Origin of the sequence: Cryobacterium sp. PAMC25264 (genome assembly GCF_019443325.1) — a bacterium.
Taxonomy (GTDB): domain Bacteria; phylum Actinomycetota; class Actinomycetes; order Actinomycetales; family Microbacteriaceae; genus Cryobacterium.
In genome coordinates, this window is the sequence record NZ_CP080383.1 from 1,500,377 (window position 1) to 1,516,484 (window position 16,108).

Genomic DNA, 16,108 nt, shown 5'->3' on the forward strand with positions numbered 1-16,108 from the left:
GCATCGCGAGAGGAGACCACACGATGGCAGATCGTAGTTTGCGTGGCATGAGGTTGGGTTCACAGAGCCTGCAGAGCGAAGAGGGCGTGACCTTTTCACCACGAGTGAGTCACACGTATTTGTGTGCGACGTGCGGACGCGAGACGGTGATGATTTTCTCCGCCGAGGCCGAAGCGCCCGACGAATGGGAGTGCCGTTTCTGCTCCCAGACCGCCACCCGGCTGGTCGATTCGAAGCCCGTCATCGTCGACCACTCCGACGAGAAGATCGCCCGTACCCACTGGGACATGCTCCTGGAGCGTCGGACCCGCGCGGAGCTCGAAGAGCTTCTCGAGGAACGACTGACGGTGCTGCGTCAGCGTCGGGGCCAGAAGGTCGGCGCTTAACCCAACGCGCTGGCCGTTCGGTCCGCGCACATTTACACAGCACCCCTGCGGCGCCGGCTAACCCCGGCGCCGTTTGCGTACCCGCGCGCGGTCGGGCATCTCTCGTTCGCCCACGGGCGACGACGCCCACCGGCCTGCGATCAGGCAGAACAGCAGCCCGGCCAGTCCCAGCCCGGAGACGAACCACTCGATCGGCCGGCCCGCCGACATCGCCGGCGTGTTGGTGGTGCTCAGCGGAACCGTCTGCACCATGGCGCCGGGCTCCCAGGTCGGCAGGCTGTCGAGGGTCTTGCCGTCGGGAGTCATGATCGCGCTCGTGCCCACGGTCGAGATGTTCACTACGGTCCGGCCGGCCTCGATGGCGCGAAGCCTGGCGATCGCGAGCTGCTGCACGGACTCGTCCGTGCGGCCGAAGTCGGCGTTATTGGTCTGGGCGAGGATGACCTCTGCCTTGTTGTCGATCATCTCGTGCACGAGCTGATCGTCGGCGATGTCGAAGCAGATGGCGATGCCGGCGAGGATGCCGTCGACATCGAACACGTTGTCCCGGGTACCGATCTCATAGTCACGGGAGACGAGGTCGATCAGGTCGGGAGCGAACGGCCGCCAGAAAGCCCGGTCCGGCATGTACTCGGCGAACGGGACCGGGTGCACCTTGTCGTACATGTCCACGGCGCCCTCCCCCGCCTTCCAGAGCAGCGAGGTGTTGTAGTACTTGCCGTCGCGGAGAGTGATGGTGCCGGCGATGAGCGGCGCGTCCATGGCCCGGCTGATGTAATCGGCCACCCGGGCCGAATCGGTCGAGCGCAGCGGGTCCACATCGATGCCGTTCTCCGGCCACACGACGAAGTCCACCGGCTCGCCGACGAGGGGCAACGTGGCGGACACGTGGTCGGAGAGAATCTGGCCCGGCGCGTTCTGGGCGAACAGGCCGGCATCCGACGCGCCCTGCACGGCGGCGATCCGGGCGGTGCCGCTCTGTAGCGTGGGCCAGGCCGGGAAGGCGAGCAGCAGGGCGACGGCCGCCACCGCGATGGCGGCACGGCCGTCGACACGCAGGCCAGGCTCCCGGCAGAGCTGCACAACCAAGGCGCTGAGCCAGACCATCACGAAGGAGAGCCCCGACATGCCCACCCAGGCGACGAGGACATTGAACGGGCTCTCCGACTGGGACATAGCCACACGGCCCCAGGAGAAGCCTCCGTACGGCCAGACAGCGGAGATCGCCTCCCTGGCGGTCCACAGGCCGGCCACGATGACCGGGATGACGCCGATCCGGCCCGCGAGGCTCGGCCAGACCCGGGGGCCGACGGTGAGGACCACGGCGGTGAGCGCGAGCCCGACGGCGAAGAAAAGTGACTCGAGTCCGGCCAGGGCCAGCCACGGAACCGGTCCGAGGTAGAGGGTGAGCCAGCTGATGTGGATGAGCCAGAACGACAGCCCGGCCACCAGCCCCACCAGGAGACCGGTCCACGGACCGCGGCCCATCAGGGCCAGCAGCATCAGGGCCACCCCCACGGGGGCCAGGATCCACCACGACCGGTCGGGGAAGCCGGCGTCGAGAATCGCCCCGGCCCCGGCGGCGAGCAGGATGGCCGCCCAGAGCGGCAGGCCGGCGGCGCGGGGAATGTCCGTCTTCACCTCAACAGCCTAGGCGACCGACGAATACGCGACGATTCCACGGCGGATGGAGTCCATCGCCACGCGCGCGGTACGGCCGACCTGTCCGTCAGCGACAACGGACAGCTGGTCGAGGAGGTCGATGGTCTGCTTGGTCCAGCGCACGAAGTCCCCCGCGGCCATCTCGGCTTCCTCCAGCACCAGTCCGAGAGAGTCTCCCCTGGCCCACTTCCCCATGGCCAGGCTCAGGCCGGCGGCCAGCGGGTTGCTGCCGGGGAGCTTGTGGTCACGTTCGAGGTCGTCCAGCTGGCTCCACAGGATCTGCGTGGCGTCCAGCGCAGGCCGGAACGGTCCCTTGGGCAGGAAACGTTCGTCTGTCATTCCCTCTTCGCGTCGCGGTTCGAAGACCAGGGCGCAGGCCATCGCGGCCAGGCTGGGCGCGTCCAGGGAATTCCACAGGCCGCGGCGCAGGGATTCGGCCACGAGTAGGTCGCGGTCCGCGTAGATCCGGCGCAGGATGCGGCCGCTCTCGCTCAGAGTCACCGCACGGCCCTCCCCCGGCACCAGGTAGCCGAAGCCGAGCAGCACGTCGGTGACGCGGTCGAAGATCCGGGCGACGGCACCGGTACGAGCGGTGATCTGACTGGTCAGAGCCTCGGTCTCCCGCGTGAGCTTCCACCAGCGCTGAGCCCACCTGGCGTGCGCCTCCCGGTCGGGGCAGCTGTGACAGGGATGCGCACGCATCCGTGTGCGGAGGGCCGCCAGCTCTTTCTGGCGCCGGTCGCGACCGCGAGCGTGGGAATCGGCGGCGGCATTCTCCCGCTCCAGGTCGGACAACCGCCGGCGGATGCCCGTGTACTCGGCAAAGTCGCCGAGGTGGCAGGTCATCGACGCTGCGTAGCCGTCGAGAGAGCTCTGCTGGGCGCGAACCCGCCGGGCCAGATCGACGACGGCGCGATCGGCCTGGAACTGGGCGAAGGAGGACTCGAGAACCTCGCGGGTGCGCTCCCGGCCGAACTGGTCGATCAGGTTGACGGCCATGTTGTAGGTGGGCTTGAAGCTGGAATTCAGCGGGTAGGTGCGCCGTGAGGCCAACGACGCCACGGCCTGCGGGTCAAGTCCCTGCTGCCACTGGATGACCGCGTGGCCCTCCACGTCGATGCCGCGTCGCCCGGCACGGCCGGTGAGCTGGGTGTATTCGCCGGGGGTGATGGGCACACGGGCCTCCCCGTTGAACTTCTCCAACTTGTCCAGGACCACGGTGCGGGCCGGCATGTTGATGCCAAGGGCCAGGGTTTCGGTGGCGAAGACCGCCTTGACCAGTTTCTTCTGGAAGAGTTCTTCGACGACCTCCTTGAACGCGGGCAGCATGCCGGCGTGGTGTGCGGCGACGCCGCGTTCGAGCCCGTCCAACCACTCCCAGTAGCCGAGCACCGCGAGATCCTCGTCCAGCAGGGTGCGGCAGCGTTCGTCCACGATCTGCCGGATCTCGTCGCGCTCTGCCGTGTCGGTGAGCCGGACCCCGGCCCGCAGGACCTGGCGCACCGCCTGATCGCAACCCACCCGGGAGAAGATGAAGAAGATCGCCGGCAGGAGGTGCTTTCCTTCGAGCAGGCGCACGATCTCGGCGCGGTCCATCCGGCCGGATTCGGCCGCGGCGCGCTGGTGGTGGAACCGGTCCCGGCTGGAGCCGCGCCCGCGGCCGGCCGAGCGGTCGAGAACCGGTCGGCCGCCGGACTGGGCCAGGCGCACGAGCTCGGGGTTCACCCGGTGGGTGGCGGCCAGGCCGGACGAGTCGAACAGATCGAGCATTTTGCTCTTGACCAGCACATGCTGGTCGAGGGGTACCGGACGTTCCTCGGAGACGATCACGTCGGTGTCGCCCCGCACGGCCTGCAGCCAGTCGCCGAATTCCTCCGCGTTGGACACCGTCGCGCTCAGCGACACCATCCGTACGCTCTGCGGCAGGTGGATGATGACCTCTTCCCAGACCGCACCGCGAAAACGGTCGGCGAGATAGTGCACCTCGTCCATGATCACGAAGGCCAGGTTGCTGAGCAGGTCGGAGTCCGCGTACAGCATGTTGCGGAGCACCTCTGTGGTCATCACCACGATGCGGGCACCGGCGTTCACGTTGGTGTCCCCGGTGAGCAGACCCACCTGGTCTGCGCCGTACTCGGCGACGAGTTCCTGGAACTTCTGGTTGCTCAGTGCCTTCATCGGGGCGGTGTAGAAGACCTTCGCCGTCGGCTGCTGCATGGCCAGGAAGATCGCGAATTCGGCTACGACGGTCTTGCCGGCCCCGGTGGGAGCGGCCACGAGCACGCTGTTGCCGGCTTCGAGCGACGCGCCGGCGGCGAGTTGGAACGAGTCGAGGTCAAACCTCAGGCCGCGCCGGAATGCTTCCAGTTTGGGCGTCTGGGCGCGGAGGCGCGCTGCGGTGTACCGGTCGGCCGGTGACTGTAGGTCTGTCATGTGGTGCGCTAGCGCGCCAACTCCCGTTCGAGGGCCAGGGCGCGCCGGTCGGCACGCCGGTCATGCAGCACGGCGATGCCGTACGCCGAGAAATACAGCACGATCATGGGAACCGCGAGCATGAACATCGAGATGACGTCGGCAGCCGGGGTGGCGATGGCGGTGAAGAGGATGATCACCAGCACCGCGACCCGCCAGGACTTGATGATCGACTGCGCGCTGATCACCCCGGCGAAGTTCAGCAGCACCACGAACACCGGCAGGACGAAGGCGATCCCGATCGCGACCATGAGCTTGAGCGTGAAGTCCAGGTAGTTCTGCGCGTTGATGAACGCGGCATCCTCCGGGGGCGCGAAGCTCGTCATGAGACCGACGATCTGGGGCAGGACGTACCAGCCGGCCGCACAGCCGGCGATGAACAGGGGCACGGCCGTGAGCACGAAACCGTAGACGTACTTCTTCTCACCCCGGGTCAGACCCGGCATCAGGAACGCGAAGATCTGGTAGAGCCAGACCGGGCTTGATAGGACGAGACCGACGTAGAAGGCGATTTTCAACCGCAGGTCGAACGCCGACGTGATGTCGGGGTAGTTGATCTGCGCGTTGCGGTTCTGGGCCTCGATGATGGCGTAGATCGGCTGGCGCAGGGCATCCCAGACACCCTCTGAGAGCATCCACCCGATGATGCCGCCGATGACGATGCCCGCGGCGGCCCGGAACAGGCGCTTGCGAAGCTCGAGCAGGTGCTGCCCGAGCGACATGGTGCCGCCGCGCTTCGCACGCTTTGTGGTGCGCACGGCCACCGGACTAGTGCTTCGTCTGGTCGCCCGGGCCGACGGGCCGTGTCGTGCCGTCCACGGACTCGGGACGTGCCGGAGCGGCGGCCGGGTCGGCGGGCTCGTCAACGGTGTCGCTCTTGATCTCGTTTTTGAAGATCTTCATCGACTGGCCCAGGCTGCGCGCCAGGCCGGGAAGTTTGGGCGCACCGAACAACAGCAGGATGACGACGAGGATGATCAGGAAGTGCCATCCGGTCAGATTGCTCAACATGGGGGTCGATCCTCTGGCTTGTAGGGAGTGTGTTGCAGTAGTTTACCCCGGCTGACTGAGAGATCCCGCCGCTTGGCGCGGCGGAGGATTCGCTCGATCCCGGCCTGTTCGCGGGCCAGGCTGAGTTCTCTGCGGTTCTGGAACACGGCCGGATGGAATGCCGCCCGCGGTGGCATCGCATCCAGGTCGAGTACGGCCACCTGATCGCCGAGGGCCTCGAGAGCGCCCAGGGTTCCCATGAGCTTGCGGAACAGTCGCACGGCGAACCAGGCGAGCATGCCGAGCAGGGCGAGGGCCAGAACGGTCCAGATGAGCACCCACGCCCACACCGGGATCACGCGAGGCCCCCGTCCGTCACCGGGACCTCCGACGAGGACTCGGCCTCGTAGCGGGCCACTCCGGCGGCGGCCCAGTCGGCCACGGTCTGCTGGGCGGCCCCAGGGTCGACCACCCGCACGACGCCGGCCAGGCCAGCGGCCAGGCGTTTGAGGCCGTGGTAATGCGACACCCGCAGCTGCACGGTGCTGAGGGCGTCCGACGGCGCAGTGCCGGTGGGTCCGGAGTCGGTGGGCACGGGGCCGTAGTCCGCCAGCAGGCCGACCGCGGAGGCGGGCAGCTCGATCGTGACGGTGAGGTCGTCCGCGGATCCCTGGAAGAGCGCGTCGGGCAGCAGCACGGACTCGTCGTGCGGCAGCGCGGGCACGTCGGTGGAGCGCAAGCGGCCCATCCGGTCCAGCCGGAAGGTGCGCATCGCCTCTCTGAGGTGGCACCAGCCGCGCAGGTACCAGTCGTTGTCGACGGATTCGATCCGCAGCGGGTCGACGCAGCGGTGCTCGGCGGTGCCGCGGGCATTGAGGTAGTCGAACTCCACCTGGGTGCCCGCGCGCACGGCGGCCTGGATGACGGAGATGGCCACATCCGAGTCGGTGCGGGAGACCGCGAGTTGACTGGGAGCGCCGGTTGAGGACCGGGTGAGCTTGGCCATCAGCGTGGCTATGGCGTCACGGTCGCCGTTCTCGGGCAGGGCGGAGAGATACTGCAGCCCAGCGATGAGCGCGGCGGCTTCGCGGGCCGAGAAGCGCGGTGAGTCGTCGATCGCGACGAGGTGGGTGAGAACGATGTTGTCGTTGTTCTCGAACTCGTCCCACTGGATGTCGAAGAGGTCGCCGTGCAGGTACTGCCGGGTCTCCCCCGGTACTCCGGACATGGCGATGAGGTTGACCGCATCGCGCACCCGCTGGGGCGAGACTCCGAAATGCTCGGCCACGGCGCCGACGCTCACCCGGTCGTGGTCCATCAGGAACGGGACGAGGGAGAGCAGGAAGGTGAGTTTGTCGGTGGCGCCGAAGGCGACGGGCTTGGCTGTCATCGGTCCATTTCCTCTTCGGCCGGCGCGGCCGGCGTGTGGGCGTCCCGCACGTGCCGCAGCCGCGACACCACGGCGTCCCGGAGGGTGGACGGGGTGAGCACGAGAACCTCGGGCCCGTAGCCTGCCAGCTCGTCGGCCAGGATGTTCAGGTCGGTGTAGTGCAGCTCGACATCGCCCTCTGCCGGTCCGGGGGTGCCGCGTTTGCTCAGCCGCACGGCCGCATCCGATCCCGGTTCGACCGTGATCAGGGCGACCTGGGCGCGCCACAGGGCGTCAAGCTCGGCGAGGGCCCGCTGACCCTGGTCGTCTGCCGCCGAAGGGACCGCGACGCTGCCGGGCACCGTGACGACGGGTCCCACGATCCGGGACAGCAGGAAGGTGCGGGTGGCCCCCGCATCCTGGTCGGAGCCGTAGAGGTGCCATCGGCCCTCGTGCAGCACCACGGCCAGCGGCGCGATGACCCGACGGCGCGGAGCGCTCTCGCCGGGCTTGAGGTACTGGAAGGCCACGACCTGACCGCGGTCCATGGCCTTGCTGAGCGGCTCGAACGACGCCTCCCTGGCACGCAGGGACGGGGCATAGCCGATGACAGGATCGGTGGAATCGATCCCCAGGGAGCTGAGCTTGGTCAGCGCGCGGCGGGATTCGGCCGAGAGCGACCCCTCGCGCCAGACCGTGGCGGCGAGCTTGAGCAGCATGATCTCGTCGGGCGAGAAGGAGATGTCGGCGGGCAGGTCGTAGAGGCCCTTGGGGATGCGGTAGCGCAGGTGGTGGTTGCTGCCCGGGTCGTCCGGCGATTCGATGGTCTCGAGCGGGATGCCCAGTTCGCGGATGTCGTCCTTGTCGCGCTCGAACTGGCGCTCCAGGCTCGCATTGTCGCCGCCGACCTGGAACCGTTGCCGGTATCCCTGCACGGTCGAGAGGATCTCGGCCTTGGTCAGGCCGATCTGGGTGGCGATGAGCGCAAGGACCAGACTGAAGAGTCGTTCCTCGACAGTGACGGGATGCTGCTTTTCTGGGGTGGGCGACACGTACGCGATTCTATCGGTGGTGCGCGTTCCGACCTGCCCCGCTCGACGTGTCGAGCGGGGCAGGCCGGTGCCGGACAGCGAGATCAGTCGACGCCGAGGATGTCCACGACGAAGACCAGCGTGGAGCCGGCCGGGATGGACCCGGAGGCTTGGTCGCCGTAGCCCTGGTCGGGCGGGATCACGGCGATGATCTGGGACCCGACGGTCTGGCCGATCAGGGACTTGGCGAATCCGGGGATCACGCCACCTTCGGTGGTGGAGCCGTCTGCGGCGACGAACGCGGCCGGGGAACCCTTCGCCCAGCTGGAGTCGAAGACCTCCTTGGTGTCCCACAGCACGCCGGTGTAGTTGACCGTGACGGTGGAACCGTCGGTGACCTCTTCGCCGTCGCCCTTCTTGAGTACGGCGACCTTGAGGTCGGTGGGCGGTTCGGCCGACGGGATGGTGATTCCGGGGGTGCCGTCCTCGGCCAGGACCACAGCGGGGAGCCCGGCGACCGGCAGCTGGTCGGCGCCGTCGGCGCGGGTGAGGTAGCCCTTGACCACGTCGAGGACGAACACGAGCGAGTCGTCGGGGCCGACGCCGATGTCGGCGTTACCGCCGTTGGGACCGAAGGTGTCTGCCGCGGACGCGACGACGGCGATGCGGGAGCCGATCTCGGCGCAGAGCAGCCCGTCCGTGAGGCCCGGGAGGGTCTGGTCGTTGAGGACGAAGCTGGCCATGCTGGTGCCGTCGTAGCTGCTCTGTTCGATGGCCTCGCCCGTGGTGGCGTTGAAGACGCTCAGGTCCACCTGCACCTTCTGCCCCTCGACCAGCGGTGCGCCGTCGCCCTTGATGATCTCGCTGCGCTGGGTGGTGTCGGTCTTGAGCGGGGTGGGGAAGTCGACCGTGGGCGCTGAGCCGAAGTCGCCCGTCACCGAGACCAGCTTCGACGCGTCACCCGACGACACCGGCGCCGTGCAGTCGGCCGAGGCGGACCCGGGGCTGCAGGCGGTCAGGGTCGCGAGCACCAGGCCGGCGGTTGCGATGAGTGCGGGAACTTTACGCACGGGTCCTCATTTCGATACAGGCGGCAGCGCAATGCTGACGAATGACTTGCGGGAAAGTTCTGGCGGAAACCGCTGGTGCGGGCGGCGGGCCGAACCTATCCTAACCGGCGTCGAGGTCCCGAGCCTTGGAGAGCGCCGCACCGTTCTCGGCGGTGCGGTTGCGCTTGCGCATGACCTTGGCGCTGACGGACCTCTCGCCCAGGGCGCCGGGGGTCCACAGCTCGACATCGGCGTCGCTGAAGTCGGTCTTCGACGGGCGGCGCTTGAGCTCGGGCAGGATCGTGTCCGGCGCGAGCCGGCGGGCGGTGATGAGGAAGCCGGTGTGTCCGATCATCCGGTGGTCCGGGCGCACGGCGAGACCCTCGACGTGCCACCCGCGCACCATAGTCTCGTGCGAGTCCGGGTTGGTGTAATTGCCGGTGGCGCGGATGGCCTCGGCTACGCGGGACAGCTGGGTCACCGTGGCGACGTAGCAGAGCAGCACTCCCCCGGGCTTGAGTGCGTCGGAGACGACGTCGATGCACTCCCACGGCGCGAGCATGTCCAGGACCACGCGGTCCACGGACTGCGCAGGCATGGTCTCCGGCAGGGTGTCGCTCAGGTCGCCCAGGGTGATGGACCAGTTCTGCGGGTCGTGGCCGAGGAAGGTCGCGACGTTGGCGCGGGCCACGTCGGAGAACTCCTCGCGACGTTCGAAGGAGGCCAGCGTGCCGGCCGGGCCGATGGCCCGCAACAGCCACAGCGACAACGCGCCCGAGCCGACTCCGGCTTCGACCACGGTCGCCCCGGGGAAGATGTCCGCCTGGGCCAGGATCTGCGCGGCGTCCTTGGGGTAGATGATGGCCGCACCGCGCGGCATGCTCATCACGAAGTCGATCAGCAGCGGGCGCAGCGCCAGGTGTTCGACGCCGACGTTGTTGGTCACCACGGAGGCGTCGGGGCGGCCGATGATGTCGTTGTGCTCGAGGATGCCCCGGTGGGTGTGGAAGGTCTTGCCCGGTTCGAGCGTGATGGTGTTCAGCTTGCCCTTTGGACCGGTCAGCTGCACTCTGTCGCCGGCGCGGAACGGTCCGCTGTTCTGGATGACCTGGTTGTCGCTCATGCGGGTGTCGCGTCCTCGATGTAGGTGGTGCTGGAAAGAAGTGTGGAACGCCGTGACCGGTACAAAGCCGTGACCGAGGTCACGGAGCTTCCCGCCAGGGTCTCCCAGAGTGTGTAGTGCTCGCTGTGTTCGAGCGGGACCATGTGGGGCACGCCGATCACGACGGCGCCGGAGGCGACGGCGGACGCGACGCCGGGAATGGAGTCTTCGATGGCCACGCAGTGGGCCGCGTCCACTCCCAGGACGGCCGCCGCGGTGAGGTACGCCTCTGGGTGCGGCTTGCTCTGCTGCACCATGTCGCCCGACACGATGGTGGTGAACGCGTCAAAGCCGACGATCCCGGCGATCTGGCGCGCCATCCGCTGTTCGGACATCGTCACCAGGGCCATCGGCACACCCGCACCGTGCAGGTCGGAGAGCAGTTCATGCGCGCCGGGGCGCCACGGGATACCGGCCGAGGCCAGCTGCTCCTGCACCCGGGTGGTGAGCACATCGACGATGGCTTCTGCGCTCAGGTTCACGCCGCGGTTCTGCAGGATCGCCGCCGAGCCGAGCAGTCCGGAGCCGACGAGGAGCATCGCGTCGCTGTGGGTCCAGACCCCGCCGAACGACTCCACGAGTTCGTGTTCGGCCCGCATCCAGTACGGTTCGGTGTCGACCAGGGTGCCGTCCATATCCCAGAGCACGGCTGCGGGTGGGGCTGAGTGTGTAGCGTTCGATGTCACGGGGTTCAAGTTTAGGGGGCACGGCCTATCCTTGAAGAAGGTCGCCCGGTCGCGGCGGCCGGAATACACGAGGTTTCACTCAAGTGACAGACGGCAATGGGTTCCTCAGCGGGCGACTCCTGGTGGTCGCCTTCGAAGGTTGGAACGATGCGGGCGAAGCCGCAACGGGCGCCGTGCGCACGCTGAAAGACCTCCTCGACGTCGAAGAGGTCACGAGTATCGACCCCGAGATCTACTTCGACTACCAGTTCAACCGCCCACCATCTCGACCGACGAGGACGGCCACCGGGTCATCGAATGGCCCAGCGCTGTCATGTACGGTCCCGCCGTGCCGGGCAGCAGCGGCGTTCCGCTGGCCGAAGACGCCCAGCTGAGGGTGAGCGGCACCAACGCGGGCAACATCTACCTGTTGATCGGCACCGAGCCCTCGCGCAGTTGGAAGAGCTTCGCGGCCGAGATCCTGGATTCGGTGCTCGCCGCCGATGTGAGCGGGATCGTGTTCCTCGGCGCCATGCTGGCGGATGTGCCGCATACCCGGCCGATTTCGATCTTCGTCTCCAGCGACAGCCCCGAGGTGCGCGCCGAACTACAGGTGGAGCGCAGCAGCTACGAGGGGCCGGTGGGCATCCTCAGCGTTCTCGCGGCCGCGGCGGAGACGGTCGGCATCCCGAGCCTGTCCATTTGGGCGTCCGTGCCGCACTACGTGCACAACGCCCCGTCGCCCAAGGCCATGCTGGCGCTCATTGACAAGCTCGAGGAGATCATCGATGTGGTGATCCCGCGCGGTGACCTGGTCACGGATGCCTCGGAGTGGGAGACGGGAATCGACGCCCTCGCCGCGGAGGACGAGGAGATGGCCGCGTACATCGGCCAGCTCGAGCAGGCCAGGGACACTGTCGACTCGCCGGAGGCGAGCGGTGAGGCCATCGCCCAGGAGTTCGAGAAGTACCTGCGCAAACGTGGCGACGGCCGGGACGGCCGCGCCGACGGGCGCCAGGGACCCGGCCCGGAGCCCCGACAGCCCTAGCCGGCCTCGACGGCGGGTGCGTCTGTGTCGTGCCCGCTTCGGTGGTCGAGCTTGTCGAGACCTGGCGACGTGCTCGCTGTCGTGGCCGGCGAGCATGTGCCGTCTCGCGGGGTCTCCTAAGGAAGTGCGCTTCCGCCGACCACCCGGGCGAGAAGCGCCCCCACAGCTCGACAGGCTCGACCAGCGTGTGTGTGTGGCGTTGGGCAGTCGGGTTACGGGACTCGACACGCCCGGTTAGCGGATCGGGTGGGTCAGAGCCTGACGCCGAGCAGCGCGTCGATGGCGCTTCCCACCAGGGCGGGGTCGTCGACGCCGGCCGAAACGGCTGCATCCACCGCCTCCAGCGCGCCACGGGTGTCGAGGTCGTCCACCAGCGCGGCGCGCATCCGCTCGACGACCGCTGCGGCACCTAATGCCGCAGTTTCGGCGGCCACGGCCGCGGGCACCGCGATCGGCCCGAACGCGAGCGTCCAGGCGGCCAAGCGCGCCTCGGCGGCTACCAGCTGGGCAGCGGTCCACTCCCAGTCGGTGCGGTAGTGCTGGGCCAGCAGGGCCAGCCTGATCGCTCGCGGGTCGCTTCCGCCCGCGCGGAGCTTGGAGACCAGCACGAGGTTGCCCAGCGACTTGCTCATCTTCTCGCCCTGGTAGGCGACCATGCCGGTGTGGCTGTACACCTGGGCCAGTGGGTGGCCGCTCAGCGCGGCGGCGTGCCCGGCGCTCATGTCGTGGTGCGGGAAGATCAGGTCGCTGCCGCCGCCCTGAACTGTGAAGTCGGTCCCGAGCTCGGCGAGGGCGATGACCGAACACTCGATGTGCCAGCCCGGCCGCCCGGCCCCGACGGGTGAGTCCCAGGCCGGTTCACCGGCACGCGCTGCGCGCCAGAGAAGGGGGTCGAGCTGATCGCGCTTGCCGGCCCGGTCGGGGTCTCCGCCACGCTGGGCGAAGAGGCTGAGCATGCTCGCCCGGTCGAGGTTGCTCTCGTCACCGAGCGTCCAGGGGGCCTGCCGTTCTGCGGCACGGATGTCGAAGTACAGGTCGGCTCCGGGCCCGTCCGCCGTGGGCAGCGCATCGGGTGTCGGCACCCGGTAGGCCAGCGCGGACTCGCGGAGCGAGTGCACGGCGGCGGAGATGTCGTCGATGACGTCGGTGACGGCAACAAAATCGTCGGGCGGGATGATGCCCAGGGCTTCCATGTCGGCCCGGAACAGGTCGGTCTGCTCGGCGGCGAGCTCGCGCCAGTCCACTCCGGTCGCGCTGGCGCGTTCCAACAGCGGGTCGTCCACGTCGGTCACGTTCTGGGCGTAGTGCACCCGGTACCCGCCGTCCCGCCAAACCCGCTGCAGGGTATCGAAGGCCAGATAGGTGGCCGCGTGGCCCAGGTGCGTGGCGTCGTACGGTGTGATCCCGCAGACGTAGAGCCGGGCCACGTCGCTGGGCCTGGCTTCCACTATCGAGTCCGACGCTGTGTCGTGCAGACGCGGAGCGTCGGAGTGCCCCGGGATAGTGGGGACGACGGGGTGTGACCAGGCGCGCATATGACCAGCCTAACTAGGCGGTGATGGTGTTCGTGCCGAGCAGGATCATCACGACGATGCCCAGCGCGATGCGGTAGACCACGAACGGCAGGAAGCTGCGCTTGGAGATGTAGTTCATGAAGAAGCCGATGACGAACAGGGCCACCACGAAGGCCACGACGGTGGCGACGAGAGTTTCCCACGGGCCGAACAGCTCGGGCGTGCAGGTGGCCGCCGCGGTGATGCAGGGCTCCTTGATCGACTTGTAGACCTGGTAGAAGCCGCTGCCGAGCACCGCGGGGATCGCGAGCAGGAACGCGTAGCGGGCCGCGGCGGCGCGCTCGTAGCCGAGGAACAGGCCGGCGGTGATGGTGCCGCCCGAGCGGGAGACGCCCGGGATCAGGGCCAGCGCCTGCGCGAAGCCGAAGATGATGCCGTGGCCCACGGTCAGGTCGCCGAGGCGACGGCGCTTGGCCCCCACATAGTCGGCGATGCCGAGCAGTACACCGAAGGCGATGAGCATGATCGCGGTGACCCAGAGGTTGCGCAGGCTCGTCTCGATCTGGTCCTGGAACAGCAGACCGAGCACGACGATGGGCAGGGTGCCGAGGATGATCAGCCAGCCCATCCGGGCATCCGCGTCACTACGCGGTACCTTGCCGACCAGCGACTTGGCCCACTGGCCGATGATGCGCACGATGTCGCGCCAGAAGAAGATCACCACGGCGGCCTCTGTGCCGATCTGGGTGATCGCCGTGAAACGGGCGCCGGGGTCCTCGCCGGTGCCGAGGAACTGGCCCACGATGCTGATGTGGGCGCTGGAGGAGACCGGTAGGAATTCGGTCAGCCCCTGGACCAAGCCGAGGATGACAGCATTGATGAAGTCCACGTATTACTCTTTCGCTCGTGCTGATGCTGGCCGGTAGCGCGGCAGTGGGCTAGTACGTCGACAGCAGATCGGTCAAAACCGTTCTGCCAAACACTAATGCGTCCAGCGGCACGCGCTCATCAACGCCGTGGAACATCGCTGGAAAATCCAAATCCGCCGGGAGCTTGAGCGGCGCGAAGCCGTATCCTTTGATGCCCAACATGCTCAGGGCCTTGTTGTCCGTCCCCGCCGGCAGCAGATACGGCAGCACGGGGGCGCCGGGGTCGTGGGTGCCGAGCGTCTGCACGATCTTCTCGATGAGCGGGCCGGAGAAATCGGTCTCCAGGCCCACGTCGCGGTGGATGGTGACGATCTCGATGTCTGGCCCCACGAGGTCCGCGATTTCGGCCAGAACCGCGTCCTCCTCCCCCGGCAGGGCCGGATGTCGATGAGCGCCTCTGCGCGATCGGGGATCACATTGTGCTTGTAACCGGCCTGAAGAACCGTGGGATTGGTCGTGGTGCGCAGGCTCGCCTGGATGAAACCGGAGGCGGTCCCTGTGGCCAGGGCGAGTTGGTCCGGCCCCGTGGTTTGCGGGTCGACGCCGAGGATGCGGGCGATCTCGCCGAGCAGCTGCCGGGTCGTGTCGGTCAGCCGGATCGGCCAGTCCCGCCGGCCCACTTTCGCCACGGCTTCGGCCAGCCGAGTGATGGCGTTGTCGTGGATGAGCCGGGATCCGTGTGCCGCCGGACCGTGCGCGACGAGCTTGATCCAGATGAGAGCTTTCTCACCTGTCTGGAGCAGGTAGGCGCGCTGGCCGCCGAGGGTGATGGAATACCCGCCGACCTCGCTGATGGCTTCGGTCGCTCCCGCGAAGAGCTCCGGGCGGGTGTCCACGAGATGGTGTGAGCCCAGCACCCCGCCGGCCTCCTCATCGGCGAAGAACGCGATGACGAGGTCGCGCTCGGGTGCGGCACCGTCAGCGAGCACATCCTGCAGCGAGGCCAGGATCATCGCATCCATGTTCTTCATGTCCACGGCGCCACGACCCCAGAGCATGCCGTCTTTGATCTCGCCACCGAACGGATCCACCGACCAGTTCGTCGGGTCGGCGGGCACCACGTCGAGGTGGCCGTGCACCACGAGGGCGCTCTTGGTCCGATCCCGCCCGGGCACCCGGGCGACAACGCTCGTGCGGCCGGGCTCCGAGTCGATCAGTTCCGGGGTCAGGCCCAGGTTCCGCAGCTTCTCGGCTACGTATTCCGCCGCATCCGTCTCACCGTTCGACCGGCCCTCCCCGTAATTGGTGGTGTCGAACCGGATGAGGTCGCGGGCGATCTCGGCGGTCAGGTCGAGCGATTCGGCCGACCCGGGCGTGCTGGCGGATGCTGTCATGCAGATCACGCTACCGGGCTCCGGGGCGTCGCCGCCCGGAGGCGCCCGAGAGGCAGGGTTCCCGGTCCACACCATGGGCGTCAGTCCGGCGTCGTCGCGAGGCACCATGGAGAGGTGTGGTGTCCGGAAGCGGTTTGGATCCGTGCTAAGTTATTCCCCGGCAGCAAAACATAACTGCGGCCAAAACATCCAGTCCGGGTGGCGGAAATGGCAGACGCGCTAGCTTGAGGTGCTAGTGCCCGTATAGGGCGTGGGGGTTCAAGTCCCCCCTCGGACACGGAGAGAAGTTCGGTTTTTGCCGCACTTCGGTTCGGTAAATAGGTCGAGATAATCGTTAGCGGTTGTCCGGCCTATTTTTTTGCCCAAATCGGCTGCTTGAACGCTGCCGTTGCGCTAGACCGGCGTTGGGTTAAACCCAAAATGGCGCACCTGGGATTTTCAGGTACGCCGAATGGCCTTGTGCTGCAGGTACGCGGGGGTGTCGTGTGTTCAGGTCT

At 67.8% G+C, this 16,108-nt stretch carries 13 protein-coding genes, 1 tRNA gene and 2 pseudogenes; 3 read left to right on the forward strand and 13 right to left on the reverse strand.

Annotated features, from left to right (window positions below; genetic code table 11):
- Positions 1–23 precede the first annotated feature (23 nt).
- The gene (locus tag KY500_RS06885) at positions 24–386 is read left to right on the forward strand and encodes an RNA polymerase-binding protein RbpA (RefSeq protein ID WP_066595362.1); all 363 of its coding nucleotides are present in this window, start codon (positions 24–26) and stop codon (positions 384–386) included.
- 57 nt (positions 387–443) lie between these two features.
- On the opposite strand, the gene lnt is transcribed toward KY500_RS06885, so the two are convergent.
- The 10 genes from lnt to KY500_RS06935 form a co-directional block, all read right to left on the reverse strand.
- Positions 444–2,027, reverse strand: coding sequence for an apolipoprotein N-acyltransferase (lnt, locus tag KY500_RS06890; RefSeq protein ID WP_219902877.1), 1,584 nt, complete (start codon positions 2,025–2,027; stop codon positions 444–446).
- 9 nt (positions 2,028–2,036) lie between these two features.
- Entirely contained in the window at positions 2,037–4,481 is a 2,445-nt protein-coding gene (locus tag KY500_RS06895; protein WP_219902878.1) for an RNA helicase, read from the reverse strand.
- Positions 4,482–4,489: 8 nt separating this feature from the next.
- Positions 4,490–5,278: a twin-arginine translocase subunit TatC gene (gene tatC / locus KY500_RS06900; protein ID WP_370626902.1), complete on the reverse strand. Its 789-nt coding sequence runs from the start codon at positions 5,276–5,278 to the stop codon at positions 4,490–4,492.
- A 10-nt stretch (positions 5,279–5,288) separates the two neighbouring features.
- Positions 5,289–5,531 carry a twin-arginine translocase TatA/TatE family subunit gene (gene tatA, locus KY500_RS06905; RefSeq protein WP_219902879.1) on the reverse strand — a complete coding sequence of 81 codons (243 nt, stop codon included), beginning with the start codon at positions 5,529–5,531 and terminating at the stop codon, positions 5,289–5,291.
- Positions 5,525–5,869, reverse strand: coding sequence for a hypothetical protein (locus KY500_RS06910; protein WP_219902880.1), 345 nt, complete (start codon positions 5,867–5,869; stop codon positions 5,525–5,527). The genes tatA and KY500_RS06910 overlap by 7 nt, the downstream gene beginning before the upstream one ends.
- Complete coding sequence (locus KY500_RS06915) at positions 5,866–6,900, reverse strand: YafY family protein (RefSeq protein WP_219902881.1); 1,035 nt, start codon at positions 6,898–6,900, stop codon at positions 5,866–5,868. Before KY500_RS06915 ends, KY500_RS06910 begins: the two co-directional genes overlap by 4 nt.
- Positions 6,897–7,931, reverse strand: coding sequence for a YafY family protein (locus tag KY500_RS06920; RefSeq protein WP_219902882.1), 1,035 nt, complete (start codon positions 7,929–7,931; stop codon positions 6,897–6,899). The genes KY500_RS06915 and KY500_RS06920 overlap by 4 nt, the downstream gene beginning before the upstream one ends.
- Before the next feature lie 83 nt (positions 7,932–8,014).
- Entirely contained in the window at positions 8,015–8,980 is a 966-nt protein-coding gene (locus KY500_RS06925) for an FKBP-type peptidyl-prolyl cis-trans isomerase (RefSeq protein ID WP_219902883.1), read from the reverse strand.
- Between the two features lie 100 nt (positions 8,981–9,080).
- Entirely contained in the window at positions 9,081–10,082 is a 1,002-nt protein-coding gene (locus tag KY500_RS06930; RefSeq protein ID WP_066595378.1) for a tRNA (adenine-N1)-methyltransferase, read from the reverse strand.
- Complete coding sequence (locus KY500_RS06935) at positions 10,079–10,807, reverse strand: HAD family phosphatase (RefSeq protein ID WP_255579858.1); 729 nt, start codon at positions 10,805–10,807, stop codon at positions 10,079–10,081. The genes KY500_RS06930 and KY500_RS06935 overlap by 4 nt, the downstream gene beginning before the upstream one ends.
- A gap of 83 nt (positions 10,808–10,890) precedes the next feature.
- Between KY500_RS06935 and KY500_RS06940 the strand changes: the two are divergent.
- A pseudogene (locus tag KY500_RS06940) lies at positions 10,891–11,834 on the forward strand (proteasome assembly chaperone family protein).
- Between the two features lie 251 nt (positions 11,835–12,085).
- Here KY500_RS06940 and mshC read toward each other — a convergent pair.
- From mshC to KY500_RS06955, 3 genes and pseudogenes are all read right to left on the reverse strand, one after another.
- Positions 12,086–13,369 (reverse strand): cysteine--1-D-myo-inosityl 2-amino-2-deoxy-alpha-D-glucopyranoside ligase, encoded by a 1,284-nt coding sequence (gene mshC, locus KY500_RS06945; protein ID WP_219902884.1) that lies wholly within the window; start codon positions 13,367–13,369, stop codon positions 12,086–12,088.
- A 13-nt stretch (positions 13,370–13,382) separates the two neighbouring features.
- Entirely contained in the window at positions 13,383–14,237 is an 855-nt protein-coding gene (locus KY500_RS06950; protein WP_219902885.1) for an undecaprenyl-diphosphate phosphatase, read from the reverse strand.
- Positions 14,238–14,286: 49 nt separating this feature from the next.
- Positions 14,287–15,611: pseudogene (locus KY500_RS06955) on the reverse strand (M20/M25/M40 family metallo-hydrolase).
- A gap of 192 nt (positions 15,612–15,803) precedes the next feature.
- Between KY500_RS06955 and KY500_RS06960 the strand changes: the two are divergent.
- Positions 15,804–15,888 (forward strand) — tRNA-Leu (locus KY500_RS06960).
- Positions 15,889–16,108 lie beyond the last annotated feature (220 nt).

Coding starts and splice junctions, on each gene's coding strand:
- KY500_RS06885 (WP_066595362.1), top strand. CDS start 24: ATGGCAGATCGTAGTTTGCGTGGCATGAGGTTGGGTTCACAGAGCCTG.
- KY500_RS06895 (WP_219902878.1), bottom strand. CDS start 4,481: ATGACAGACCTACAGTCACCGGCCGACCGGTACACCGCAGCGCGCCTC.
- tatA (WP_219902879.1), bottom strand. CDS start 5,531: ATGTTGAGCAATCTGACCGGATGGCACTTCCTGATCATCCTCGTCGTC.
- KY500_RS06915 (WP_219902881.1), bottom strand. CDS start 6,900: ATGACAGCCAAGCCCGTCGCCTTCGGCGCCACCGACAAACTCACCTTC.
- KY500_RS06930 (WP_066595378.1), bottom strand. CDS start 10,082: ATGAGCGACAACCAGGTCATCCAGAACAGCGGACCGTTCCGCGCCGGC.
- mshC (WP_219902884.1), bottom strand. CDS start 13,369: ATGCGCGCCTGGTCACACCCCGTCGTCCCCACTATCCCGGGGCACTCC.